The sequence below is a fragment of the Undibacterium sp. JH2W genome, from assembly GCF_049340425.1.
GTDB lineage: Bacteria > Pseudomonadota > Gammaproteobacteria > Burkholderiales > Burkholderiaceae_D > Undibacterium.
This window is the reverse complement of record NZ_JBMPOT010000015.1, coordinates 1-25,792: the sequence shown is the minus strand read 5'-3', so window position 1 is coordinate 25,792 and position 25,792 is coordinate 1. Positions and strand designations below refer to the sequence as shown.

Genomic DNA, 25,792 nt, shown 5'->3' with positions numbered 1-25,792 from the left:
TGTTGCTGTTGCTGTTGCTGTTGCTGTTGCTGTTGCTGTTGCTGTTGCTGTTGCTGTTGCTGTTGCTGTTGCTGTTGCTGTTGCTGTTGCTGTTGCTGTTGCTGTTGCTGTTGCTGTTGCTGTTGCTGTTAGGTTTGACTTTGGGGTTGTTTTTTGACGTTCGCAGTTCCCATGTGTAGCTGCCATTTGTGCAGTACAGAAAATGGAAAAAGAAATGACCGTTGTTTGAGCCGCAGGCGAGTTTCGGGCATTTCCCATTTTTTTACTGCACAAATGGGAACCCCGAAGGGGCAGCTACGCCTGGGTCGCCTTTCTTTGAGTTCTTTCTTTGGCGACGCAAAGAAAGAATTTCGGCTGCCGGGCCGAGACCCGGCTTGGTTCTACGAAGGGCAATCGCTTTAATCAAAGTACGGCAATGCAAGAACGCCACTAGAGCTCCGGCTCAGCACTCTCCAGCTTTCATAGTGACGAATACGTGCTTGATAAGCCCAGTGTTGGGCTGATAAAGCGTAGCCCAACCTACGCGACTGTTGCTGCTGAGTTTGACTTTGGGGTTGCTTTTGACTTTTGCCGTTCCCATGTGTAGCCGCCGTTTGTGCGGTACAGAAAATGGATCAAGAAGGACCGCTGTCTGAGCGTAGCGAGTTTCGGGCCTTCCCATTTTTTGTACTGCACAAACGGGAACCCCAAAGGGGCGGCTATGCCTGGGTCGCCTTCTTTTGCTCCCTTTTCTTGGCGAGCAAGAAAAGGGAGTAGCTGCCGGGCTACCCCCGGCCTGCAATCTTAAATGACGAGTACGGTCATTTGAAAATCAAATCGCCCAAAGCTCCACTATTCAGAAGCTAATACCTTCACGATATGCCACGAACGCCACTGGATTCCTGCCAAAAGCACGCAGGAATGACGTTAAATTAATTGCCCTGGCATCAAATGCCTGTTAACCAGGACGAGCTAAAAAAATTAATTCTAAAGCTTACAGAACCAAGCATTCCGAAAAAATATCACCCTCAAAAAGCGTAAATACAAAAACCCGATTGACACATTCAATACACATATGTACTGTTAACAAAACCCATCCACCATCAGATTAAACAAACACCACGCCGATGACCTCCAAACCCTACCAACTCCATGGCTGGCACCTGTCCTACTTCACCGGCAAAGTGATGTGCTATCTGAATTACAAAAAAATCCCTTATGACTATCAGCAGGTCAATTTCTGGACACTGACCAGGACAGGCAAACGCAAGACCGGTGAAGTCGTCATGCCCCTGCTGGTAACACCAGACGAAAACTGGCTGCAGGATTCCAGCGTCATGATCGATCATCTGGAAGCACGTTTTCCACGAGCGCCAGTTATACCAACAAGCCCGGTACAAAAATTTGCATCTTATCTCATGGAAGCCTGGGGGGATGAATGGTGGGTGCCCATCGCCATGCACACACGCTGGAATTATCAAGAAAACTATGCCCTGTTTGAGCGTGAGGCAGGCAGTGCACTGCTGCCGCACTTCCCGCGGTTTGTGCAAAAACGTGCAGTCGCCTTTATTGCCAGCAAGTTGCGTGGCATGCTGCATGCCGTAGGCATACGGCCTGAGCAGTACAGGATGATGAATGAGTGGACCATCAATATGCTGGACTTGCTGGAACAGCATTTTGTAAAACACAATTACCTGTTTGGCGATGTGCCAACGATAGGCGACTTTGGTCTGGTGGGCACCATGTATGGCCATCTGGGACGTGATCCCTGGCCTGCGCGCGTCCTGGTGGCACCACGCCCCCACCTGCGCGCCTGGATAGACAGGATGGCAGCGGGCAAGGCTGCCAGTGCTTCCTTGCTTGCTGAGGATGCGCTTGCCCCTACTCTCACGCCTGTCTTTAAAATCATCTGCGCAGAGTTCATCCCCATGGTGGCGGCGATTAATCAGCAAGTCAAAGCCGTGCAGGCGAATGCCCCGGCAGGCAAGACCTTGCCGCGCAGGCTGGATGACATTAGCATGCCCATGGGAGGGCAACAGTTTTCCCGTGTCGCCTTGCCTTATACTTTATGGATGGTGCAACGCTGCCTGGATCAGTTGGCAGCAATGAATACGGTTGAGCAGGCGAAAGTCAGGCAGTGGTTGCAGTCGGTAGGCGGTGCAGACTTGCTGACCCTGGAGATACCGCGCCTGCGCCGTGTCGGTTTGCGGGTAGCGATCGAAGCCGGGCAAACCAGCAATGTAGTGAAATTAAAGACAGCATAAGGTCAGGCATGCGTAAAAACAGGCAGGTATATATCTTTATCGCAGCGATTATTCTTGTCGCCGTATTTGCCTTGGTATTTTTTAAAAAACCTGCCATTGCTGAAAAGCCCGATACCAGCCTGGTCTCAGTGAAAGCGGCAACTCCCGCGCAATGCGGCGTACCAGCAGATGCGGGCAAAACGCCTCACCCTGGCATGGCCTGGATACCGGCTGGGCGCTTTGAGATGGGTGACAATAAATATCCTGAAGAAATGCCGATACAGGAAGTGGCCGTCGAAGGCTTTTGGATGGACAAGACCGAGGTCAGCAATGCCGAGTTTGCTGCCTTTGTCAAAGCCACAGGCTATGTGACAGTAGCAGAGCGCCCTGTCGATGAAGGCCTGCACCCTGGTTTGCCAGAAGACATGTACAAACCCGGTGCTGTGGTCTTTGTCATGCCCAGGGATGCCGATGTGAATGGCCCGGCCAGCCAATGGTGGCACTATATCCCCGGCGCCAACTGGCGCCACCCGGGCGGGCCGGAGACGACGATAGAAGAGAAAGATAATTACCCGGTCGTGGCGGTAGTATATGAAGATGCCCTGGCCTACGCTAAATGGAAGGGCCACAGCCTGCCTACAGAAGCCGAATGGGAATGGGCAGCGCGCGGCGGCCAGCCCAAGGCGGGCCTGGATCATGAGCAACCCCAAAATGCGAATACATGGCAAGGGCTGTTCCCTGTGCAAAATTCTGGCGATGATGGTTTTGTCGGCCTGGCACCAGTCGCCTGCTATGCGCCAAATGGCTATGGCTTGCATGACATGATAGGCAATGTCTGGGAAATGACAGCCGATAGGTTCACGCCCGATCACGCATCCCTGCGTTCACCCAACCAGCCAGCAAAGCGAAATGAAGCTGCTGCCAGCCATGTCATCAAGGGCGGCTCTTTCCTGTGCGCGCCCAATTACTGTGTACGCTACCGCACTGGTGCCAGGCATGAACAAGAGGATGATCTGGCTGCCAGCCACCTCGGTTTTCGCACCATCTTGCGGGCAGCGCCACCCAAGCGCAATTAATAATCTAATAGCCAAATAGAGGTCATCATGAAACAAACCACCATAGAAGACTTGCAAATCCTGCTGACCATGCAGCGTGCCGCCTTTGCGCAAGAGTCCATGCCTGGGCTTGCCGTTCGTCTGGCCAGACTGGAAAAACTGCTGGCCATGGCACGCGAGCATGCACTGGAAATTGCTGCCGCCATCTCGGCTGATTTTGGTAATCGCTCTGTCCATGAAACCTTCTTGCTGGAGCTGGCAACCCTGGAAGAAAAAATCAAGTATTGCAAAAAACATTTACCACGCTGGATGAAGCAAAAGCGTTTGCCCAGCAACCCGCAACACTTGTTTGGCAAGAACCGTGTCTTGCCGCAGCCGCTGGGTGTGATAGGTATACTCAGCCCCTGGAATTATCCTTTTGACTTGTGCATGGGTCCGGCACTGGATGCACTGGCGGCGGGCAACCGTGTCATGCTCAAACCTTCAGAATTATGCCCGCAACTGTCTGCCCTGCTGGCCAGGCTGGTGGCTGGATATTTTGATCCATCCGTGCTGACCGTGGTGCAGGGTGATGCCAGTGTGGCTGCCAGTTTCAGCAGCCTGCCGTTTGACCATCTGGTGTTCACAGGTTCGACCGAAGTGGGTCGTATCGTGGCGCAGGCGGCGGCAAAAAACCTGACGTCCGTGACACTGGAACTGGGTGGCAAGTCACCAGCCATCATCGATGCCGATGTGGATATGGTCATCGCCGCCAAACGCCTTGCCTGGGGCAAACTCATCAATGCCGGGCAAACCTGTGTCGCCCCTGATTACCTGTTGGTGCCGCAAGAACAGGAGGCGACTATCGTCGCCGCCATCAGCACAGCCATGCAAGGCCTATACCCGCGCCTGGCTGATAATAAAGACTACACCAGCATCATCAGCACCCGTCAGTGGCAACGCCTGCAAGACTTGCTGGCAGATGCGGCGCAGCGTGGTGCCAAACTGCATGTCATCAATCCGGCAGCAGAACAATTTGACCCATCCCTGAAAAAAATGGCTCCCGTCATCGTCACCGGTGTCACGGCAGACATGCGTCTGATGCAGGAAGAAATTTTTGGGCCCATCCTGCCTGTCATGACTTACCAGCATTTTGATGAGACTATCAATTACATCAACCAGCGCGCACGGCCACTGGCTGTCTACTGGTTTGGCAATGACAACGCCCACAGGGACCAGGTGTTGCGCCAGACTATCTCTGGCGGTGTCTGCATCAATGATTGCCTCTTGCATGTGGGCCAGCCACAACTGGCTTTTGGTGGGGTAGGCCCCAGCGGCCAGGGGGCCTATCATGGGGAGGCTGGTTTCAATAGCTTTAGCAAACTCAAACCTATCTTCATGCAATCGAACTGGAATGTGATGGGTTTGGCTTACCCGCCTTATGGCAAGCTGGTGGCGAAAATGTTGAGCATGTTTACACGTTAATCTATATGTTCTCATGCGCTTGAAAAGACTGAAGCAGGCTGGCTGGATTATTCTTGCCGCCGTACTGGCCACTGCCGCTATCCTATACGCCAAACTTGACTATATCAAGGGTGGAGCTGAAGCCTATGTATTTGGCTACCCTCTGGTGATGATGGAGTTGACACGCCAGACGGCGGCGCAAAGCATAGGGCCGGAAAATCATTTGCGCCGTGTGCGGCAATTCCCTGATGCCAGCTTCAGGGATGTGGTAAGGCCCAATGTCGACACTCTCTACACCACGGCTTTCATCGATATGCAGCAAGGCCCCTGGGTATTTGAGATGCCTGCCAACCAGCAGCGTTATGAAGTCATGCCTTTCATGGATGCCTGGACCAATGTCTTTGCAGCACCGGGCAGCCGTATGAATAGCAAAAATAGTAAAGGCGATAGCAAAGTCGGGAGCAAATATCTTTTGGTCGCGGCAAACTGGCAAGGCCAGGTGCCGCCTGGCTTGCAAGTCTTGCGCGCTCCTACGCAAATTGTCTGGCTGATAGGCCGCACCCAGACCAATGGCGCAGCAGACTTTGCGCTCGTCCATGCATTGCAGGATAGCTTGCAATTGCGCAGCCTGGCTGACTGGCAAGCCAACAAACCTGAAGCTCCGCCTGTCTGGCTACCCCAGCCGGAAAAAGCCCTGCCACCTATAGTGCAAATGAGGCAAATGGATGTGATGCATTTCTTTAGTCACTTGAGCAAGCTCATGCAAGACAACCCTCCAGCCACTGCCGATGCGCCCATGCTGGAAAAAATGCGCCACATAGGTATCATCCCCGGTGTAGCGCCAGACTGGTCATGGCTGGACGAAAAATGCATCGCGCTAGGAAGGAGGCTGGCTGACTGGAAGATTGCACAAGAATTAAAAAAGCCGCGTGATGCAATCAATGGCTGGGTAACGCCACCCGCCAATCTCGGCAATTACGGTACTGACTATAATATCCGCTCCGTAGTGGCCATGATAGGCCTCGGTGCCAACCTGCCCGCCGATGCCATCTACCCCAGCGCCAGTGTCGATAGCCAGAACCGGCCGCTGGATGGCAGTAAACGCTACCAGTTGCACTTTCCGCCAGATCAACTGCCACCAGCCAGGGCTTTCTGGTCTGTCACTGCTTATGGAGCAAACGATTTTCTCATCGACAATTCCATACAGCGCCATGCCATTGGCAGCCGCGATGCGCTGGCCATGAATGAAGATGGCTCGCTTGATCTCTACATACAAGCCTTTGCCCCGCCAGACAAATGGCAGACCAACTGGCTGCCAGTCAAGCAGGGGCAGGGCTTTGTGCTGAATGCCAGACTTTACTGGCCCATGCCTGCCGCACTGGAGGGTCGCTGGCATATGCCGGTGCTGGAACGACTTGACTAATTTTTTTGAATTTCATTGATTGCATCCTATTTACTATGAGCCTGTCCGCTATTTTCACGAATATTTATTTGCGCTATCGCTTCAAGCCCGTACCGGGTGCTGCGATAGATGTTGCCAAGGCCAGGGAGAAAATCGCGCGCATGTTGCGCTACCAGGGTAAATTGCCAGCAGATATACAATACCTGCCCGTCGCAGCCCATGCGGGTTTATGTGCTGCAGCCTGGTTCCAGCCCGCACATCATGAAAGAACTATCCTGTACTTTCATGATGGTGGATATTTCTTTTGCGGCATAGACAGCCACCAGTCTGTTTGCGCTTATCTGAGCCGCGTCGCCCAGGCCAGGGTCTGCTCTGTGGATTATCGCCTGGCGCCTGAACATGCCTACCCTGCCGCTGTAGATGATGCCCTGGCCTGGTATCAGGAGTTATTGAAAACCACTCCTGCCAACAAAATCATTGTCGCCGGTGATTCTGCAGGAGGTGGTCTGGCCCTGGCTTGCCTGCTGGCGGCGCGCAAGGCTGGCCTCGCCATGCCGGCAGCAGCCGTCTTGTTTTCTCCCTGGGTAGATCTGGCCTGCGAAGGTGCCAGCATGCAAACCCAGGCCCATGCCGATGTCATGTTCACGCCCGATAGCCTGCCCAAAGCAGCAGCATTGTATTTGCAAGGGGCCCCGGCAAAAACTGAACTGGCCTCACCCCTGTATGCAGATTTGCGCGGTATGCCGCCACTACAGATCTTTGCCAGCCGCCATGAAATCCTGCTCGATGATGCCACCCGCCTGCATCAGCATGCACAGGCAGCAGGCGTCAGCAGCAGGCTGATTTTAGAAAACCGCCTGCCCCATGTCTGGCCTACGATGGTGAACTTGCCAGAGGCGAGAGCAAGCTTGCGCCAGGTAGCGGACTTTATCAGGCAAAACATCAAATAAAGGGTCGGCGATAGCGGCATTTGTAGGAGCGGCTTCAGCCGCGAACATTGGTTGCAGGCTTACGCGCACTTTCGCGGCTGAAGCCGCTCCTACGGAATACGAATTTACGGTTTCTTGTTCAGTGATACAGCTCGTGTTTCCCGACCAGCACACAATATTCCACAGGCACGGTACGCGCTAGCGGCGTGACGCCATCTGCGGCCACCTGGCCATACCAGATAGCATAGTGATCTTCAGGCACGTCCGGCATGCCATGGTAGCCAACGATGACGCCAAGGTGATCGCCGACGCGAACGAATTGCCCAAGTGGATGGATATCTACCATGAAAAATTACCACGATGAATGCTGGAATCAGCATTATAGGCGCAGCTGTTTTTTTGCCTGAGCATACCTTGGTATGTCCACCTGAAATTTATTTGTTTCAGTGGTTTATTTTTTCAATACACTAGTGTATTGTTAACTGCATGCGCAAGATAATGCGCTGCTAACCTACATAGAGCAAGGCAGGCAAATGACAGCATCCTCAATAAGTACATCCCTCCAGCAAAAAATCTACGATATCCTCATCGTCGGCAGTGGCTTTTCCGGCCTGGGCCTGGCCATTACCATGCAAAAAGCAGGATACGACTGGCATTTGCTCGAACAGGCAGATACCCTGGGTGGCACCTGGCGCGATAACCATTATCCTGGTGCAGCTTGCGATATCCCGTCGAATCTGTATTCGTTTTCTTTCATGCCCAATCCTGACTGGACACGCCTGTATCCACCGCAAGCAGAAATCGCTGCCTATATGCAGCGCTGCGCCGACCAGGCTGGCGTACGGCATGGCATGCAATTCAATGCCAGGGTAGTCAGCGCCAAATGGCTGGAAGAGCAGGCACACTGGCTGGTACAGCTAGCCAGTGGCGAAGAATTACGTGCCCGCACTCTGGCAGCAGGCACGGGTGGCCTGAGCCGCCCGCAAATGCCAAAGATAGAAAACCTTGACGCCTTTCAGGGTGAGCTGTTTCATTCTGCCCGCTGGCGACATGAGGTGGATTTGCGCGGCAAGCGCGTTGGCGTCATCGGTACAGGTGCCAGCGCCATACAGATCGTGCCTGCAATAGCAGCGCAATGTGGCAGCCTGAGCTTATTCCAGCGCACGCCAGCCTGGATCATCCCGCGTCATGATGAGGCTGTTCCAGAAGCCAGGCGCGCCCGCTACCGTGCCCAGCCCTGGCGACAGCAGTTAAGCCGCAAGCTGACTTACATCAAGCTGGAATCGCGCATGTATGCCTTCACCCGCGCCCAATGGCTATTGCGCCGGGCACAGAAGCAGGTAGAGACCTATCTCCAGCATCGCATCAAGGATACAGCCTTGCGCCAGAAACTGACACCCAATTACACCATAGGCTGCAAGCGTATTTTATTGTCTGACGACTTTTATCCTGCTTTGCAAAAACCCAATGTGCAGCTAGTACCGCATGGGGTGACAAGGGCAACGACAGATGGCGTCATCTGCGCTGATGGCAGTACCCACAAACTGGACGTACTGATTGCCGCCACCGGCTTCCAGGTGGCAGATGCTGGGGCACCCTTCGATATCACCGGGCGCGATGGCCTGGACCTCAACCAGATCTGGGCGCAAGGGCCACAGGCGCATCTGGGCACGGTGGTGCATGGCTTTCCCAACCTGTTCATCATGACTGGCCCGAATACTGGCCTGGGACATAATTCCCAAGTGTATATGATAGAGTCACAGATCAATTTCGTACTGGCTGCCCTGCGCGCACTCGATAAAAAGCAGGCCAGGGCTTTTGATGTCAGGGCTGAGGTGCAGAACAATTACAATCTGGCAGTACAAGATAAACTGGTCGGCAGTGTCTGGAATAGTGGAGGCTGCCACAGCTGGTATCTGGGTAAGGATGGCAGCAACCGCACGCTATGGCCAGACTTTACTTTCCTGTTCCGCCACCGTCTCAAACAATTTGACTGGGCAGAATTTCATCTCCTGCCCCATCTCAATAAAGCATGATGAATACACTGGATAAAAAACTCGTCGTCATCACTGGTGCAGCATCTGGTATAGGCGAAGCGCTGGCGCATGCCTATGCAAATGCAGGCGCGAATCTGTTACTGGCAGATGTGGATAGCCTGCGCCTGGACAGTCTGGCAGCGACATTGACTACGCAATTCAAGAACACAGGAACAATCCAGCGGGTATTGGTGCAAGCCTGCAATGTCGCCAGCGAGGCGGACATGCACGCCCTGGCCGCGCTTGCCCAGCAAAATTTTGGCGGCACCGACATCCTCATCAATAATGCAGGCGTGGCCCTGGTCGCGCCCGTACTGAGTGGCAAGCTGGCAGATGCGCACTGGCTCATGGATATCAATTTCTGGGGCGTAGTCCACGGCTGCCGCGCCTTTGCACCACAGATGCAGGCCAGACCAGAGACAGTCATCGTCAATATCTCCAGCATCTTTGCCATGCTGTCGCTACCTACGCAGGCTATCTACAATGCCAGCAAGGCGGCTGTTCGGGCGTTTTCTGACAGCTTGCGTGAAGAATTGCGGGGGAGCAATGAAGAAGAAGCTGGCGACAAACACGGCATCCATGTGCTGTGCGTACACCCCGGTGGCATACGCACCCGCCTGGTTGAACAGGCAAGGCTGGGCGATATCACTGCCATGGCCAGCGATGCAGCCAGCCTGAACCAGCAATTTCTGCGCATCGCCCGCACCAGCCCCGAGCAGGCCGCAATGGCCATCATGAAGGCCGTCCACAAGCGCAAGACACGCTTGCTGATAGGTGCTGATGCCCGCGTCGGTGATTTTTTCTACCGCCTCTTCCCAGCCAGGGCATCAGCCTGGTTTGCTGGCTTGTTGCGCATGCAAGTGCGTCGCGACAGGTGCTGATGCTGGGCTGGCGGCAGCGGGCAGGTCTGGCTTGCTGACCTGTTCCACCTTCTGGCTTTCTTGTTTTGTCTGTTCCTGATTTTTGATAGCCCGGTATTGCCTTCCATGCCAGGCACCGCTGGCCCAATGCGCTGGCCCCAGCAAGAAATAGATGCATCCCGCCCAAGCACCTCGGTCATTGGTGACAAGCACGATCAAGACAGACAAGCCAGCCACCGCCATATTGATCAGATTGCCCGCTGTATCAGCGCGCAATTCGGTGAGTTGCGGCAAGCTCATAGCGAATCTTTCGCGCAAACGCCAGGCATGTTTATGCATGAGATAGAAAACAAAATTGACGGCAACTATCCCGGCACCATAGATCGTCATCAAGGTACGTACTTCGGATACAGTGTTAAAGCTATCTCCCGCACTTCTCCAGATCAGGGAATCAAACAGGCTGGCAAACAGAAACTTGAGTGGATAGACATACAAGAGGATCACGAACAGCAAGCTCATGTTCAAGGTGATCATCCACAGATCGGTAATCGGAAAGCGCTTGAAAAATTTCCCATGCTGATACCACAGTATCATCAGCAGGGTGAAAGCCACGCCAAAGGCAAGAAAACCATGCATGAGATGGAATAGCTCATGAGCAGACTTCGGTACTTCCAGTGACACCACCAGCAAGGTTACCGCAAAAGCAAACACCGCATCGCTAAAGCCATCAAGGCGATGCAGGGAAATATGGCCATGCTGCTTGTGATGATCAGTGTCAGACAAAATAAGCTCCCGGAGTCAGTGTAAACAAGAAATGGCGTAGCAAGTATAACAATGATTATCAGATAAGCAAGCGCCCGTACAAAGCAGGTTTTGCACGGGCGTCGCTATTTTTTCACAGGCTGTTTTATTTGCGGCGGGGCTTTGCTGCCTGCTGTTGCTGCACCAGGTAATTGGCGATGAGGCTCTTCAGGTATTCCCTGATCATGGGCGGATTGACCGGGCGGCTCAGGGCCTGGTAGCTGCCGACGATGGCGAGGTAGAACAGGGATGCCAGTTCCTGGGATTTTTGGGCGTCATTATTGGTCAGGCGCATATATTTTTCTATGACCATGTCCATGCGTTCCTGATCAACTTCGACCAGCATCTTGGCGACTTCGGCATCACGCCTGCCGTAGCCACGCAAGGCCAGTTCAAAGCGCATGTATTCAAGATCTTTGCCGCCGTGGCGCAAGGCAATGTCGATGAGTCTTTCCAGGTCTTTTTGCGGGTCGGTATCGATTTCGCTGCGGGCGATGCGGTCTTGTTCGCGCTGGTATTCGCGCCATTGCTTGAGTAGGTCGCTGACGAGTTCTGCATGATCGGCAAAATGCCAGTAAAAACTGCCACGCGTGACGCCCAGCTTGTCTGCCAGCACCAGCACCCTGACATTATCAAAGCCGCCATCGACCACCGCCTTGAAGGCAGCATCGAGCCAGTCTTCACGGCTGAGCCTGGGGCCTTCCGAGGTTTTTCTTGTTTTTACTGCGGCTTTCATATCGTCCTTTTTTCGTCTACTTTGAGATGCAGGTCAGCGCCTGCAAAGCCAGCATTTTAAGTCGCCAGCGGCGTGACTACAACAAGCAGGCAAAATCCATACACTTGTGTATTTTAATTCTTGACAAGCGCTGCCGCAGGCATCTACATTAACAGCATCAATACACATGTGTATTGAAATTCAGATAGGTCACAGAACCTACAAAACTAAGGAGATATGCATGCAACAAAAACCCAAGCAAGTGCAATCAGGAATACAGCCGCGAACACAGCCAGCTTCTTGCCTGGGCCAGGCTTTAGGTGGACTAGCTCTGGCCTGTTATGCGATGACGGCCATGGCGGGCGAAGGCTATAAGCTCAGGCAATCCCCGGTCGGAGTATTTGGCGGTGAAATGGCAGCCTCTTTAGAAAATCCGGGCTTTTTTGGTACGGCCGCGCTATCGCATACCAACATCTACAAAGTGGTTGATGGTGATGGCAACAATGTCAGCCTGCCCGCCCGCAACCTGCCCTTGCCCACCGGCACCCTCACCAGGGGCGCGGCGCCCGATGGCACTTATGCATTGACCGTGCCTGCCGCCGCCATAGGCTTTGAACAGCCACAGACCCAGATCAATATCCTGGCTGGTTATCTGACGCAAAGCACCTATGGCGACGGGCATATTGCCTTTGCCATGAATTTGCCGCTGATCAGGCAAAGCCGCACATTTACTGCCACCAACCCGGCGGGCACTATCAGCCCCACGCCCAACCCTGCCCTGCCAGCCGCCTTGCGCGGTGCAATCAGCGGCGTGGCAGCGGCAGCCAATGCCCAGGTGCAGGCAGCAGTCGCCAACACCCTGGCCAGCCAGAATGCCGACACCTCGGGCATGGGTGACACAGAATTATCAGTAGTCTGGATCAGGCAGCAAGATAGCTTGAAAATCGCCGCTGGTGCCTCCCTGTTTGTACCTACCGGCAATTACAACAAGGACAGGGGGCCAAATCCCGGCTTTGGCAATTTCTATACCTTGCGCCCCGGCGTGGCTGTCAGTTATGCGCTCAACCCCAATCATGGCAGCGAGGTCTGGGATAGCGGTGTCACCATTGCTGGCCGCCTTTCATTTGGCATGAACAGCACCAACAAGGACACCAATTACCGCAGCGGCAATTTCATCTATGCCGAAGCTGGCATCGTCAAGGTCATGGGCAACTGGGCAGTAGGCTCGAATGTGCTGGCCATCAACCAGGTGACGGACGATAGTGGCACTGGCGCAGCAGTTGGTGGCAATCGTTACAAGACTTATGCCGCAGGGCCGTTTATTTCCTATAAGCTGCCAGGCAAGGAGGCAGGCTTTAATCTGCACTTTAGCCAGAGCTTTGGCAGTAGCAATGCCCTGGTGTCGCGCACCCTGCAATTGCGTTTCATCAAAGCCTGGTAAAAACCGCGCATGTCCATCAAAAGCCTGCTGATGCCTATAGTTACCCAGCATATGCTGGGTAGAGCACGCCTGCTCAGGCAGCGCGAGCGCTCAATGAAGGCCAGATTGCGTAGTGATGCCCCCAGGCAACTGCACTATTTTCACCAGGCCGACGATCCGTATAGTGTGCTGGCAGCCCATAGTCTGGCTGCCTTGCAGCAAAAATATGCGCTGCAAATTCTGCCCCATATAGTCAGCCCGCCTGAGCAGGCTGCCGCACCAGAACCCGACAAATTACAGACCTATAGCCGCCAGGATGCGCACTTGCTGGCACAGCATTATGGTTTTCCAATTTTTCCAATAACAGGTTTTGCATTACAGCCTTCAGCAGAAAAAACGGAGATGGCAAACCGCCTGCTGGTGGCGGCCATGCACATGGGACTATTTATCCAACTGGTGGACAGCATCAGCGCGGCCTTGTGGGATACCGCACAGCCACTGACTGAGCAGACCGCCACGGCACTGGGCATTTACCCAACTGCGCCAGAACTAACTGCCTCAGAAATGCAGCAGGCCAATCAACTCAGGAAAGAGCTAGGCCATTACCTGGGTGCCTGCTTCTGGTATGAAGGTGAATGGTATTGGGGCATAGACCGGCTGTATCACCTGGAACTAAGATTGCAGGATGAGCTGGGCAGCAATGAGATGAGCAACAATCAGTCGCTGCTATATCCGCCAGCAGCCGAGCTTGCTCAGCCACTCCATATCACTCAGCCACCTGAGATCGATTTTTATTTTTCCTTGCGCAGCCCTTATTCAGCCATCGTGGCTGAACGGGTATTCAGGCTGGGGCAGCTTGCAGGTGCCAGTATCAAGCTGCGCTATGTGCTGCCCATGGTCATGCGCGGCTTACCTGTGCCTGCGAATAAAAGACGGTATATCGCCATGGACACTGCACGTGAAGCCCATGTCCGCCAGATTCCCTTTGGTCGCTTGAACGACCCGGTAGGCCGCCCCACCGAACGTGGCCTGGCCCTGATGCCCCTGGCTGAAAGTCTGGGGCGCGGGCAAGACTATGTCCTGTCCTTCATGCGCGGGGTATGGGCCGAGGGCCTGGATGCGGGCAGTGACCGCGGTTTACGCAATATCTGTGAAAGGGCTGGCTTGCCCTGGGATGATGCCCGCCTGGCTTTGCAGGACGATGCCTGGCGCAAGACAGCCGAGGCTAACCGGCTAGCCATGTCCGCACTTGGCCTGTGGGGCGTGCCCTCGTTTTCTTGCGCTGGCACGGCGGTCTGGGGCCAGGATCGCTTATGGGTCATCGCCGATATCTTGAAAAAAATGGCGGGCAAAGATAAGCCTTTATCGAAACAAGTTGAACCAACCAATCACCAGGAATAGCATGCGCATCAAACAATTGCTTGCCTTATTATGCATTTCCAGCCAGCTGGCCCAGGCCAGCGAGATCCCGCCGCCACCGCCTGGCAGCGCAGGTAAACCTTCCAGGCCCAATATCGTGGTCTTGCTGGCCGATGACTGGGGCTTTAGCGATGTGGGTGCCTTTGGCAGTGAAATCGCCACCCCCAATCTGGATGCCCTGGCAAAACAAGGCATGCGTTTTTCCAATTTTCATGTGGCGGCATCCTGCTCACCCACCCGCTCCATGCTCCTGACCGGGGTGGATAATCATCTCAATGGTGTCGGCAATATGCGCGAAACCATACCCCGGGAACATGAGGGCAAACCCGGTTACCTCAGCGTCTTGAACGACAGGGTCGTGACCGTCGCCAGCCTGTTGAAAGATGCAGGCTACCGCACCTATGTCGCGGGCAAATGGCATGTAGGTAAAGAGCCACATAACCTGCCAGACCAGCGCGGCTTTGAGCGCTCCATCATACAAGGTGACAGTGGCTCGGATAATTGGGAAACCGGCAAACGTTATCTCGACCTGACCGACAAGGTCTACTGGTTTGAAGATGGCAAGGAAGCCGCCATGCCAAAGGAATTTTATTCCTCCGAATATTATGTAGACAGGATGATCAATTACATCCAGCGCGATCAGCAAGCCAACAATGCAGCACAACCCTTCTTCGCCTACGTCGCCTTCCAGGCCAATCATATCCCTGTTCAAGCACCGCGCACTTATATAGACAAGTACCAGGGTAAATATAAAGACGGCTGGACAGCCTTGCGCCAGTCCAGGCGTGACCGCGCCATCGCACTGGGCTTGCTGCCCAAAGACACACCTATGGTCACCATGTCTACCACGCAAAACTGGGATGCGCTGACAACCAGGGAACAAGCCTACCAGGCCAGGCGCATGGAAGTCTATGCCGCCATGGCAGAGGCCATGGATTATCACGTAGGCCGCCTGATTGCCGCCTTAAAACAAAGCGGCCAGTACGACAATACTGTATTCATGTTCATGTCAGACAATGGGGCAGAAGCATCCGACCCCTACGCCATGCTGAGCGCACGCCTGTGGCTGGACATGTATTACAACAGCGACATGGACAAGCTCGGTGACAAGGGTGCCTACAGCATCATAGGTCCAAGCTGGAGCAGTGCGGCAGCTTCGCCTTTGAGCACCTATAAATTCTATGCCGGTGAAGGTGGCATACGCGTACCCCTCATTATTGCTGGCAAGGACATACAGCAAAACAGTATCCAGCAAGGCTTTACCCATATCAATGATATTGCCCCCACCATACTGGAACTGGCTAATGTCGCAAAACCAGCTGGCAGCTACCATGGCAAACCCGTTGAAATCATGCGAGGCAGCAGCCTGATCCCGGTTTTGTACTATGGCCAGGACCGCGTGCATGCGCCTGATGAAAACATAGGCTATGAATTATCTGGCAACCAGGCTTTGTTCAGGAGCGACTATAAACTGGTGAAGAACCTGCCACCGGTTGGTGATGGTCTGTGGCATTTATATGATATCCGGCTGGACCCTGGAGAAACCCGCGACCTGCAAAGCAGCCTGCCTGAGATGTTTTCCAGCATGCAGACTGCCTATGCACAATACGCCAAAGACAATGGCGTATTGCCCATGCCCGATGGCTATGAACCCAGCCAGCAAATTTTCACCAATGCCATGGTGCATGTATATATACCGCGCTATAAATATCCCGCCATCCTGCTCTTGCTGGGCCTGGTTACTTTGACTTACCTGCTGGCGCGTCGACGCCGCCTATCGGGCAATCAAGGCAAATCATGAAAAGTCAGCGTTTTTTTATCACCACCCTGAGCATACTGGCATTGCTTGCGCTTGGCCTGTTTTTGTTCCGTACCCCCATCAGCCTGGCCATCGCCGAGCGTATGATAGTCAGGCATCTGAGCGCCAATCCCCTGGCAGAATTGCCGGATGGCTTGCATGTGGGTTTATGCGGAGCAGGCTCACCTTTCCCTGACGACAAACGCTCTGGCCCCTGTACCCTGGTCATCGCCGGGCAACGTCAGTTCATCTTTGATGCAGGCAGCAGCACGGTGCGCAACCTGGGCAGGATGGGCTTTAGTGCAGGGCAGATTGATGCTGTCTTTCTCACCCATTTTCACTCCGATCATATCGATGGCATGGGAGAGTTTTTATTGCAGCGCTGGGTATCTGCCAGTCACCAGAACCCGGTTCCTGTGTACGGCCCCACTGGCGTCGAGACGGTAGTGCAGGGCATCATGCAAGCCTATAAACTGGACCAGGGCTATCGCGTAGCCCACCATGGAGAAGCCACCATGCCGCCCAGTGGTTTTGGTGGCACAGCCAAAAGTTTTACTCCACAGGCACAAGGCAGTGTGACACTGCTCAAGGATGCCGATCTGGAAATTACCGCTTTCACGGTTGAACATGGGCCTATCCACCCTGCCGTTGGCTACCGTATCAACTACAAGGGCCGCAGCCTGCTCATCAGCGGTGATACCGTCAAATCAGCGGCTGTGCAGGCTCAGGCCAAAGACGTGGATTTGCTGCTGCATGAAGCGCTCTCCATCCCGCTGACCAATTTGCTGGAAAAAGCGGCTGACCAGGCGGGCAAGGCCAATCTGAAAAAAATCTTCAAGGACATCACCAATTATCACACCACACCCGAGCAGGCCGCCGAGATTGCGCGTGACGCCAAGGTGGGTGCCTTGCTGCTGAACCATATCGCCCCACCCTTGCCCCTGCCGGGGATGGAAGCGGCTTTTCTGGGTGATGCAGGCCATATTTACAAAGGCAAAATCAGGGTCGGTATCGATGGCGATTTTGTCAGCATGCCTGCGGATAGCAAGCAGATTATTTTCAGTAAACGCTTTTAATCGTTTTTTCATCACCGAGGTTCAGCATGTCAGCATTACCCGTCGTAGAAAAATTCTTGCGTACCCCCGAGCATAGATTTGCCCGTATCCCCGACTTCCCTTACCAGCCTCACTATAGCGAGATAGGCGGCTTGCGCATCGCTTTTATTGATGAAGGCCCGCGCGATGCCCCACCCATCCTGCTCATGCATGGCGAGCCTACCTGGTCTTATTTATACCGCAAGATGATCCCGGTCTTGCTGGCAGCGGGTTTCCGCGTGATTGCACCTGACCTGGTCGGTTTTGGTCGCTCGGACAAACCGGCAAGCAGGAAAGATTATTCCTACCTCAACCATGTACTGTGGATGAAGGCCTGGCTGGTCGCTAATGACTTGCGTGGCCTGACCCTGTTTTGCCAGGACTGGGGTTCCCTGATAGGCTTGCGCATGGCAGCAGAAGAACCTGAGCGTTTTGCGCGCGTCGTGCTGGCCAACGGTGCCCTGCCTACCGGCACCAAGGCCGTACCCAAAGCATTTAAAATCTGGCGGGCATTTTCACGTTACAGCCCCTGGTTCCCCATAGGCCGCATCGTCAAGACTGGTTGTGTACATGGTTTAAGCAAGGCAGAAATCGCCGCCTATGATGCACCCTTCCCAAGTCGCGCCTACCGCATCGCTGCCCGCCTCTTTCCCAGCTTTGTACCAACCACGCCAGATGACCCAGAACGACAACGCAATGAGCATGCCTGGGAAGTTTTCAAGCGCTGGGACAAACCCTTCCTGACCCTGTTCAGCAACCGCGACCCGGTCACCCGCGGCGGCTATAAAGCCTGGCAAGAACTGGTACCCGGCGCACAAGGCCAGCCGCATGCGATTACCCGCAATGCCGGGCATTTTTTGCAGGAAGATAGAGGGGAAGAAGTTGCGGCGGCGATAGTCCGGTTTGTACAGCAGACTGGTGGCTAATCCCACTACTGCCGTGCATGCAGTTCCGCCAGTTCTTTGAACCTGCCTATCACAAACAGCGCCACAGGCGAATGGCTGCGCCCCCGTAAAGAAACAATGCCCACTTCTGAATGCATGGTCGGTATGCCGTCTATCACCAGCGGGACAATTTGCCCGCGCTGGATTTCATCTGCGACAGCAGCATTGATGGCGGCCAGTATGGTGTCAGATTCCAGGGCAGCACGTTTGAGTGTCAGCACATCATCGCATTCCAGCGCAATTGGCAAACTGGCATTGGCAGGCAAACCCAGCAATTGTGCCAGGGCCTTGCGTATGGCTTGCGGCAAGCGTACCGATGCCAGACCATATTGCAAAATATCAGCTGGCAACCTGCGCGACTTGCTCAATAAAGGATGATGGGCGCGTACGAAAAAACCACCGCGCTGGCGGGCCAGCAAGTTGATGTCCAGGTCCTGCCCGGGCGGGAGATCACGGGTATCAGCCACAAAGAAATCCAGTTCTTCGTTACGCAAATGTTCTGCCAGGTATTCCCAGTTATTGACTTCGACTCGCAAGTTGACACCGGCAAAGTGCTGACGCAATTCAGGCATCAGCATGGGCAACAGCGTCGCCGCCGGAAAAGGCCCCACACCTATGGCCAGGTCACCTATCTGCTTGCTGCGGTACAGCTCTATATCTCTTTGCAGGCAGCGGCTGTCAAACAAGAGCTTGCGGGCGCGTTCTATAAAAAAGTTACCCGCCGGGGTTGCCGTCACCTCTATCGTGCCGCGGTCAAACAATTGCACACCCAGCTCAGTTTCCGCCGCCTGTATGCTACGACTCAAGGCAGATTGCGACAAATGCACACGCTCTGCCGCCCGGGCAAAGTTTTTTTCATCTGCCACTGCGACGACGTGCCTCAGACGTTTCAATTCCACGGTATCCCTTCCTGCAATTAAATATAGCAAAAACACCACAAACCCATGCATTGAGTGCATTGATTCTAGCTCAAGAATGCATTGGACACCAAAAAATTAGCCCCATACACTCAATAACATCAGGAGACTACAGATGTCAAAATCCCAGGAATTCGACTACATCGTCATAGGCAGTGGCTCAGCCGGTTGCGTACTCGCAGCCCGGCTGACGGAAGACTCCGGCATCAGCCTGGCCTTGCTGGAAGCAGGTGGCCCCGACAAGAGCGTGCTGATCCATGCACCGGCAGGCGTGGCTGCCATCGTGCCAACCAAATACCATAATTATGGCTACCAGACCGTGCCCCAGGCTGGCTTGAATGGGCGCTGCGGCTATCAACCGCGCGGCAAGACCCTGGGTGGTTCCAGCTCCATCAATGCCATGCTCTATGTACGCGGCCACCGCTGGGATTATGATCACTGGGCGGCATTAGGCAATGCAGGCTGGACTTATGACGAGGTGCTGCCCTACTTCAAACGCGCCGAGCATAATGAAGATATCCAGAATAACTATCACGGCCAAGGCGGCCCGCTGAATGTCTGTTACCCGCGTCATCAGAGCGAGATCAACCATCTGTTTATCCAGGCTGCTGGCGAATGCGGTTTGCCACATAACCCTGACTACAATGGCGAACAGCAGGAAGGCGCTTTCCTCTACCAGGTCACCCATAAAAATGGCGAGCGTTGCAGCGCTGCCAAGGCTTATTTGACACCCAACTTGGCACGCACCAATCTGCAAGTCATTACCCATGCCGTCGCTGCCCGCATCCTGTTTGAGGGCAAGCGTGCGATTGGTATTGAATACCATCAGGCTGGCGAGCTGAAACAAATACGCGCCCGCCGTGAAGTCATCTTGTCTGGCGGTGCCTTTGGCTCACCTCAGTTGCTGCTCCTGTCTGGCATAGGCCAGGCCAGCGAGTTACAAAAACTGGACATCAAGCCCGTGCATGAATTGCCAGGGGTAGGCAAGAACCTGCAAGACCATATCGACTATGTACAAAGCTGGCGCAGCAAAGGCAGTGCCGCCAAAAACGCCACCTTTGGCTTGTCGCTGACAGGCATGACAAAAATGAGCAAGGCCATGTGGGAATGGCGCAAGCAACGTACAGGCATGGTCACCAGCACTTATGCCGAGGCCGGTGCTTTTCTGCGATCTGCCCCCAGCCTCAATGTACCTGACCTGCAAATCGTCTTTGTCATTGCCCTGGTCGATGACCATGCCCGCAAACCACATCTGGGTCATGGCATTTCCAGCCATATCGATGTCTTGCGCCCACACAGCCATGGCACGGTCAGTCTGTCCAGTAAAGACCCGCATGCTGCGCCCGTCATCGACCCGCGCTTTTTAAGCGATGAGCGTGACCTCGAATTATTGGTGCGCGGCGCGCAATTCCAGCATAAGCTATTTGCATCCAGCGTGTTTGATCACATGCGCGGCGACATGCTCTACCCCACCAGGGCAGAGGATGTGGCAGGCTTGCAGCAAGACATCAGGCAAAGGGCGGATACCCAGTACCACCCTGTAGGCACTTGCAAGATGGGCCAGACTACAGATGCCATGGCAGTCGTCGATGAGCGTTTGCGTGTCATCGGCATGCAAGGCTTGCGCGTGGTCGATGCATCTATCATGCCCACACTGATAGGCGGCAATACCAATGCACCAACTATCATGATTGCAGAGAAGGCAGCAGACATGATCAAAGCAGATAACGTATAAAAACCGGAGACGATATGAAAACACCTCAACACCTGCCCCTGAAAAAAACTATGGCCTTGACTATGGTAGCCATAGCAGCCATGCTGCTGACCGCCTGTAGCCAAAAACCCAGCAACACTGCCATGGGCGACGCCACGGCCACCACCGTCAAAGCCAATGCCGACATGGCGCAGAGTCTGGCACTGGATGACCAGCAGGATTTTGAAGATGCCAGGCGCGGCCTCATCGCCAAACCAGAAGGTAAAATTCTTGGCCCATCAGGCGAAGTGTTGATCGATTTCGATGCCTGGAAATTCATAGAAGGCGCAGCCCCGGCCACCGTCAACCCCAGCCTGTGGCGGCATGCCAAACTGAATGCGCAAATCGGCCTGTTTAAAGTCACTGATGGCATATATCAGTTACGCGGTTTTGATATCGCCAACATGACTATCATAGAAGGCAAGACCGGCTGGATCATCGTCGACCCGCTGACTGCCAAGGAAAGCGCTGCCAACGCCATTGCCTTTGCCCGCAAACACCTGGGTGACAAGCCTGTAGTCGCTGTCGTGTTCACCCATAGCCATGCTGATCATTTTGGTGGTGCGCTCGGTGTCATCACACCAGAAGAAGTGGCAAGCAAAAAAATCCCAGTCATTGCCCCCGATGGCTTCATGGAAGAAGCCACCAGCGAAAACATCCTGGTAGGCACAGCCATGGCCAGGCGTTCTGGCTACCAGTTTGGCAAAGACCTGGAACGTTCGCCCAAGGGCCTGGTCGATACCGGCCTGGGCAAAGGTGTCGCCTATGGCAGCATAGGCGTGCTGGAACCCAATCAGCTCATTGTCAAAGAAACCCAGGAGCTGACGCTCGATGGCATCAACTTTGTCTTCCACAATGTGCCAGGCGCAGAAGCACCGTCAGAGCTGACCTTCAGCATCCCCGATAAAAAAGCCTATGCCGGTGCCGAGATACTCGCGCAAACCATGCATAATCTCTTGCCAGTGCGTGGAGCCAAAGCCCGCGATGCCCAGCGCTGGGGCAGCTATCTCGAACAGGCACTGGCGCAAAGTGCCGACGCCGAAGTCTATTTTGGCCAGCATAACTGGCCAGTCTGGGGCAAGCCACGCATTGCAGAATTCATCACCAAGCAGCGCGACGTTTACAAATACACGCATGACCAGACCGTGCGCCTCATCAATGCCGGTTATACACCTTATGAAATCGCCGACAAGATCAAACTACCCAAATCCCTGGAAAGCTATTTCGGTGCACGCGGCTACTATGGCGACCTGCGCCACAATGTCAAAGCCGTCTATCAGTTCTACATAGGTGCATACGATGGCAACCCCGCCAACCTGAATCGCCTGCCACCACAAGAATCTGCCAAGCATTATGTGGAATTGCTGGGCGGCGCAGACAAGGCCATCGCCGCCGCACAAACAGCTTTCGACAAAGGCGATTATCGCTGGACCGCAGAATTGCTGAACCACGTCGTCTTTGCCGACAGCAATAACAAAAACGCCAAGGAATTACTGGCCCGCACCTATGAACAAATGGGCTACGCAGCAGAAGCATCCACCTGGCGCAACAGCTACCTGACCGCCGCCAACGAACTACGCAACGGCCCACCCACCAAAGGTGTGAACCGCGCCGCCATGATAGAAATGCTGGCCCAAACCCCGATAGACCGCTTCCTAGAAGCCATGGCCGCCGGCCTCAATGGCCCAGACGCCGAAGGCAAAGACTACAAGCTCAACCTGGTGCTGACCGACACCAAAGAATCCTACGTACTATGGATAGAAAACGCAGTATTGCATCACAAGAAAGCTGAGCCAGTCAAAGATGCCAATGCCACCCTGACATTGACCAAGCCCATCTTCATCAAGATGATGGCGGGGACGGCGGGTGTCAAAGATACGCTGTTCAGTGATGACTTGAAGGTCGATGGCAGCAAGATAGATTTGGTGCGGTTTTTTGGCCTCATTGACAAGGCGGCGGGGACGTTTGCGATTGTGACGAAGTAGTTACTTTCTCTCTACTAGAAATCTGCATTTCAGGTAATATCTACCTACCGCTTTGCTTCATTTTGATGCGGTCCATGGGTTTCAAACCGACCGCCGTATAGGTCAAACATTGAGGAATCCCGCGGCAGAGCCGGGGGATTACCTTATTTAACTCTATCAGCTCGAACTTGACCTGAGATAATCTGTCAGATGAGTTCGAGTTCTGTAAACCTCTGCGAATTTTAATGTGAAAAAACCAACGAAATGGATTTTGGGATTAATCGCAACCGTGCCCTTGATCGCGCAGGCACAGGGAAATCTGGCTGCGCTTGACCACAACATGATGGGGCCTCGTGCTCGGGTGCTAGTATTAGGTACGGTACACTTGCGATATATGCCAACAGGCTTTAATGAGGAATCACTTAATGGCGTGCTCAAACGATTGGAGTCTTTCAAGCCGGACATCATCACAATAGAGACTTTGCCAGGTGAGGAATGTGATCTCGTTGCCCGCCACCCTGCCAAGTATGGCCCCCCTGAATTAGGTGGTTTTTGCCCTTCTAACGAGCCAGCTAAGACTGCCACAGGATTGGATATTCCTGCCGCGCTCGTTGAAGTGGAGAAAACTCTAAAGGCCTGGCCAACGCAAGCGGCACCAGCACAACGACGGCGGCTTGCTGCTGCATTCTTGGCGGCACGTGACAGCGCCTCGGCCTATGTGCAGTGGCTCCACTTGCCCGAAGCTGAGCGATGCACTGGCGACGGCTTGAACACGGAACTTGTGGAACAACTTAAGCAAATAGCAACACGCAACGACGAAGGTTATCAAATAGCTGCACGCTTGGCTGCTCGGCTTGGCCTGCAGCGGATTTATGCGACCGACAATCACACTGGTGACAACGTCGACGTTGAAGATGAGAAGGCATACGAACGCGCCAAGGCGGCAGCCTGGTCTGAAGGTAGATCTGAGTTAAACGAAAGAGAAAAACAGGTAAATGCCTTTAAACTGATGCCTGATCTGCTGCCGTTATATCGCTACATCAATGACCCGGTACACCAACGGATACTCGCTGATACCGAAGTCGGAGCGTTGATGCGGGCAAAGTCGCCGAAAGGTTATCCGCAAATGTGGGTCGCCGGCTGGGAAATCCGTAATCTGCGCATGATCGCAAACATCCGAGAAACCTTCCGTGAACGTCCCGGCGCGCGTGTTCTGACCATTGTTGGTTCATCACACAAGCCGTGGTTCGATGCATGGCTCGGCCAACTGCAGGGCGTCGATATTGTCGATGTGATCGAGGTACTGCGTTAATGTGATAACCAGATCATCACTGCAAACAAAACGGCAGCTCGCGTAGGTACGATTAGTGAAACGTAATCGTACCTACGCGAGCTAAAATTCCGAGAAACAATGTGGCACTCCAGAAACTTCATGGCACCACCAGGATATGAGCAAGAGCTTGAGCAAAGAACACCTGCAATTCTTCAAGGATCTCATCGAAGGAAAGGCACAAGTCTCGTTTCTTGGATATTTCCCCAGGCACGAGGAAAGTATCAAGGAATCTTTAGATAGAGCCAGTTTTCTCAGATTGAAATTCGAACCCTTTGAGGAGATTGAGAAAATACTCGGCAGCAGTGGAGTGACTTACTTTCGCGATGAAGCAGCCATCAGGCAGGAGAAATATTTTTTCAATTTCCACAAGGATGTACTGGATGAAAATGGCAAACTGTTAGCCTCGCACAAGCGCAGTCTGTTTAACAATTCCATAGGCCATTACCTGAATGGTGCTCTTGAAGAGGCGAGGCTGTCGCTGAGTAAATATCTAGGCCTGACTGATAATGGCAAGAAAAAATATTCCTACGCCAAATTTCAGGATGTAGTGAGTTTTGCTGATATAGAAATCGACTGCGGCGATAAAGCGCTGGGGCAATTTATATTGGCCCTGATAGCCAGCCTGCCAAGAAGTTACTCAGTGATTGATGATCTCAGCATTTATGCCAGACAGAAATTGCAAATATTTGAGTAGGAGCGGCTTTAGCCGCGAACAACGTGCAATATGTTGCAGGCGGCTCGCGGCTGAAGCCGCTCCTACAGAGGATCAGGGCCTAATCCTGAGCAAATCAACATACGTACGATTACGCTTTGCTAAGCGTACCTACCCAAGTTGAACGAAGCTTAATTGTATTCAAGAATATGCAATCCAGATTTTTTTGCCAGACTTAAAATTGGTTCAGCTCTTAGGCGGTCGTTAAAATAAAGGTGATTGGTGTCATCCCAGGATGCCATATAAAGACAATCAAATTCGGGCAAGATGAGAAATTGGAATGGACTGTTGCCCATTTTCAATCTGCATTGTGCCAGGTAGCCTGCCTTGTCGGCATATTGCTTGATGACCAGCCTCTCTTTTTTTGGCCAACGGCCACGATAACGGAGCGTAAAAATTTCGGTGGCATCAAATATAGCAGCCCAATGTGACAGAAATTTTTGGTTCCGGTTTTCTTGCTCAATCACGCCTATGTTATCCAGCAAATGATATTCGCTCTCGCAAGTTATCCAGTGATCAAAAACAGATAGGGCGACCTGCCCCATTTCTCCATGATTGATATTCTCTTTCACATTCTGCAAAAATGGGAATTGCAGATGAATACTTTGTTCTTTGCAGCCACCGAGTTTAGATAATGTTTTCACTTTTCGCATATTGTTCATCAAGTTGGATTACATAGCTTGCGTAGGTACGATTAGTGAAACGTAATCGTACGCATGCAAAGCATTGAACGGCACAAGGCCTGCGCAAACACGACACCAGCGTCGCTTTGTGAAGCGCGCATGCAGGATTGCTGAGCTATCCCTCTGGCTCACTCGAATATGGCCAGCCTCCTCTTTCCCTGTGCACTGAGGTGTACTGTCAATAGCGGACACTCATGTTCTAAGCTGCCTGTGAGTGCCGATTAAAATTTTCAGCAAATAAGGCTGGCGATATATTGCCAAGACGCGAGTGACGTCGCTGGCGGTTATAAAA

At 53.5% G+C, this 25,792-nt stretch carries 21 protein-coding genes; 16 read left to right on the top strand and 5 right to left on the bottom strand.

Translation table 11 applies throughout. The annotated features are described in order from the left end of the window. Nucleotides 1–1,106 precede the first annotated feature (1,106 nt). The 5 genes from ACO0LC_RS21470 to ACO0LC_RS21450 are packed head-to-tail and all read left to right on the top strand — an operon-like array spanning nucleotide 1,107 to nucleotide 7,072. Nucleotides 1,107–2,243 carry a glutathione S-transferase family protein gene (locus tag ACO0LC_RS21470; RefSeq protein ID WP_423006911.1) on the top strand — a complete coding sequence of 379 codons (1,137 nt, stop codon included), beginning with the start codon at nucleotides 1,107–1,109 and terminating at the stop codon, nucleotides 2,241–2,243. Nucleotides 2,244–2,251: 8 nt separating this feature from the next. Then, complete coding sequence (locus ACO0LC_RS21465; protein ID WP_423006909.1) at nucleotides 2,252–3,298, top strand: formylglycine-generating enzyme family protein; 1,047 nt, start codon at nucleotides 2,252–2,254, stop codon at nucleotides 3,296–3,298. A gap of 27 nt (nucleotides 3,299–3,325) precedes the next feature. Further along, nucleotides 3,326–4,741, top strand: a complete 1,416-nt coding sequence (locus ACO0LC_RS21460) for a coniferyl aldehyde dehydrogenase (protein WP_423006907.1) — start codon at nucleotides 3,326–3,328, stop codon at nucleotides 4,739–4,741. Nucleotides 4,742–4,754: 13 nt separating this feature from the next. Next, nucleotides 4,755–6,143 carry a DUF1254 domain-containing protein gene (locus tag ACO0LC_RS21455; protein WP_423006905.1) on the top strand — a complete coding sequence of 463 codons (1,389 nt, stop codon included), beginning with the start codon at nucleotides 4,755–4,757 and terminating at the stop codon, nucleotides 6,141–6,143. Between the two features lie 35 nt (nucleotides 6,144–6,178). After that, nucleotides 6,179–7,072 (top strand): alpha/beta hydrolase, encoded by an 894-nt coding sequence (locus ACO0LC_RS21450; RefSeq protein WP_423006903.1) that lies wholly within the window; start codon nucleotides 6,179–6,181, stop codon nucleotides 7,070–7,072. Nucleotides 7,073–7,190: 118 nt separating this feature from the next. Here ACO0LC_RS21450 and ACO0LC_RS21445 read toward each other — a convergent pair whose 3' ends face one another. Next, the gene (locus tag ACO0LC_RS21445; RefSeq protein WP_423006901.1) at nucleotides 7,191–7,397 is read right to left on the bottom strand and encodes a hypothetical protein; all 207 of its coding nucleotides are present in this window, start codon (nucleotides 7,395–7,397) and stop codon (nucleotides 7,191–7,193) included. A gap of 187 nt (nucleotides 7,398–7,584) precedes the next feature. Here ACO0LC_RS21445 and ACO0LC_RS21440 point away from each other — a divergent pair, with 187 nt between their 5' ends. Both ACO0LC_RS21440 and ACO0LC_RS21435 read left to right on the top strand, forming a co-directional pair. Next, nucleotides 7,585–9,087 carry a flavin-containing monooxygenase gene (locus tag ACO0LC_RS21440; protein WP_423006899.1) on the top strand — a complete coding sequence of 501 codons (1,503 nt, stop codon included), beginning with the start codon at nucleotides 7,585–7,587 and terminating at the stop codon, nucleotides 9,085–9,087. Beyond that, nucleotides 9,084–9,968: an SDR family NAD(P)-dependent oxidoreductase gene (locus ACO0LC_RS21435; protein WP_423006897.1), complete on the top strand. Its 885-nt coding sequence runs from the start codon at nucleotides 9,084–9,086 to the stop codon at nucleotides 9,966–9,968. Before ACO0LC_RS21440 ends, ACO0LC_RS21435 begins: the two co-directional genes overlap by 4 nt. Here the strand turns inward: ACO0LC_RS21435 and ACO0LC_RS21430 are convergent. Together ACO0LC_RS21430 and ACO0LC_RS21425 are read right to left on the bottom strand one after the other, a co-directional pair. After that, nucleotides 9,915–10,730: a TMEM175 family protein gene (locus ACO0LC_RS21430; protein WP_423006895.1), complete on the bottom strand. Its 816-nt coding sequence runs from the start codon at nucleotides 10,728–10,730 to the stop codon at nucleotides 9,915–9,917. The genes ACO0LC_RS21435 and ACO0LC_RS21430 overlap by 54 nt on opposite strands. Before the next feature lie 124 nt (nucleotides 10,731–10,854). After that, a complete protein-coding gene (locus tag ACO0LC_RS21425; protein WP_423006893.1) occupies nucleotides 10,855–11,484 on the bottom strand; it encodes a TetR/AcrR family transcriptional regulator in 630 nt (209 codons plus the stop codon). 220 nt (nucleotides 11,485–11,704) lie between these two features. Here ACO0LC_RS21425 and ACO0LC_RS21420 point away from each other — a divergent pair, with 220 nt between their 5' ends. The 5 genes from ACO0LC_RS21420 to ACO0LC_RS21400 are packed head-to-tail and all read left to right on the top strand — an operon-like array spanning nucleotide 11,705 to nucleotide 18,120. Then, nucleotides 11,705–12,904 (top strand): SphA family protein, encoded by a 1,200-nt coding sequence (locus ACO0LC_RS21420; protein ID WP_423006891.1) that lies wholly within the window; start codon nucleotides 11,705–11,707, stop codon nucleotides 12,902–12,904. Nucleotides 12,905–12,913: 9 nt separating this feature from the next. Further along, nucleotides 12,914–14,284, top strand: coding sequence for a DsbA family protein (locus ACO0LC_RS21415; protein WP_423006889.1), 1,371 nt, complete (start codon nucleotides 12,914–12,916; stop codon nucleotides 14,282–14,284). Between the two features lies 1 nt (nucleotide 14,285). Next, nucleotides 14,286–16,103: an arylsulfatase gene (locus ACO0LC_RS21410; protein WP_423006887.1), complete on the top strand. Its 1,818-nt coding sequence runs from the start codon at nucleotides 14,286–14,288 to the stop codon at nucleotides 16,101–16,103. Beyond that, the gene (locus ACO0LC_RS21405; protein ID WP_423006885.1) at nucleotides 16,100–17,176 is read left to right on the top strand and encodes an MBL fold metallo-hydrolase; all 1,077 of its coding nucleotides are present in this window, start codon (nucleotides 16,100–16,102) and stop codon (nucleotides 17,174–17,176) included. Before ACO0LC_RS21410 ends, ACO0LC_RS21405 begins: the two co-directional genes overlap by 4 nt. Before the next feature lie 26 nt (nucleotides 17,177–17,202). Further along, nucleotides 17,203–18,120, top strand: coding sequence for a haloalkane dehalogenase (locus tag ACO0LC_RS21400; protein ID WP_423006883.1), 918 nt, complete (start codon nucleotides 17,203–17,205; stop codon nucleotides 18,118–18,120). 5 nt (nucleotides 18,121–18,125) lie between these two features. On the opposite strand, the gene ACO0LC_RS21395 is transcribed toward ACO0LC_RS21400, so the two are convergent. Next, entirely contained in the window at nucleotides 18,126–19,037 is a 912-nt protein-coding gene (locus tag ACO0LC_RS21395; RefSeq protein WP_423006881.1) for a LysR family transcriptional regulator, read from the bottom strand. A gap of 133 nt (nucleotides 19,038–19,170) precedes the next feature. Between ACO0LC_RS21395 and ACO0LC_RS21390 the strand changes: the two genes are divergently transcribed. From ACO0LC_RS21390 to ACO0LC_RS21375, 4 genes are all read left to right on the top strand, one after another. Beyond that, nucleotides 19,171–20,790, top strand: coding sequence for a GMC family oxidoreductase (locus ACO0LC_RS21390; RefSeq protein WP_423006879.1), 1,620 nt, complete (start codon nucleotides 19,171–19,173; stop codon nucleotides 20,788–20,790). A 14-nt stretch (nucleotides 20,791–20,804) separates the two neighbouring features. Continuing rightward, nucleotides 20,805–22,793: an alkyl/aryl-sulfatase gene (locus ACO0LC_RS21385; RefSeq protein ID WP_423006877.1), complete on the top strand. Its 1,989-nt coding sequence runs from the start codon at nucleotides 20,805–20,807 to the stop codon at nucleotides 22,791–22,793. 226 nt (nucleotides 22,794–23,019) lie between these two features. Continuing rightward, the gene (locus tag ACO0LC_RS21380; protein WP_423006875.1) at nucleotides 23,020–24,084 is read left to right on the top strand and encodes a DUF5694 domain-containing protein; all 1,065 of its coding nucleotides are present in this window, start codon (nucleotides 23,020–23,022) and stop codon (nucleotides 24,082–24,084) included. Between the two features lie 136 nt (nucleotides 24,085–24,220). Beyond that, a complete protein-coding gene (locus ACO0LC_RS21375) occupies nucleotides 24,221–24,799 on the top strand; it encodes a hypothetical protein (RefSeq protein WP_423006873.1) in 579 nt (192 codons plus the stop codon). A 149-nt stretch (nucleotides 24,800–24,948) separates the two neighbouring features. On the opposite strand, the gene ACO0LC_RS21370 is transcribed toward ACO0LC_RS21375, so the two are convergent. Further along, nucleotides 24,949–25,470, bottom strand: a complete 522-nt coding sequence (locus tag ACO0LC_RS21370) for a hypothetical protein (protein WP_423006871.1) — start codon at nucleotides 25,468–25,470, stop codon at nucleotides 24,949–24,951. Nucleotides 25,471–25,792 lie beyond the last annotated feature (322 nt).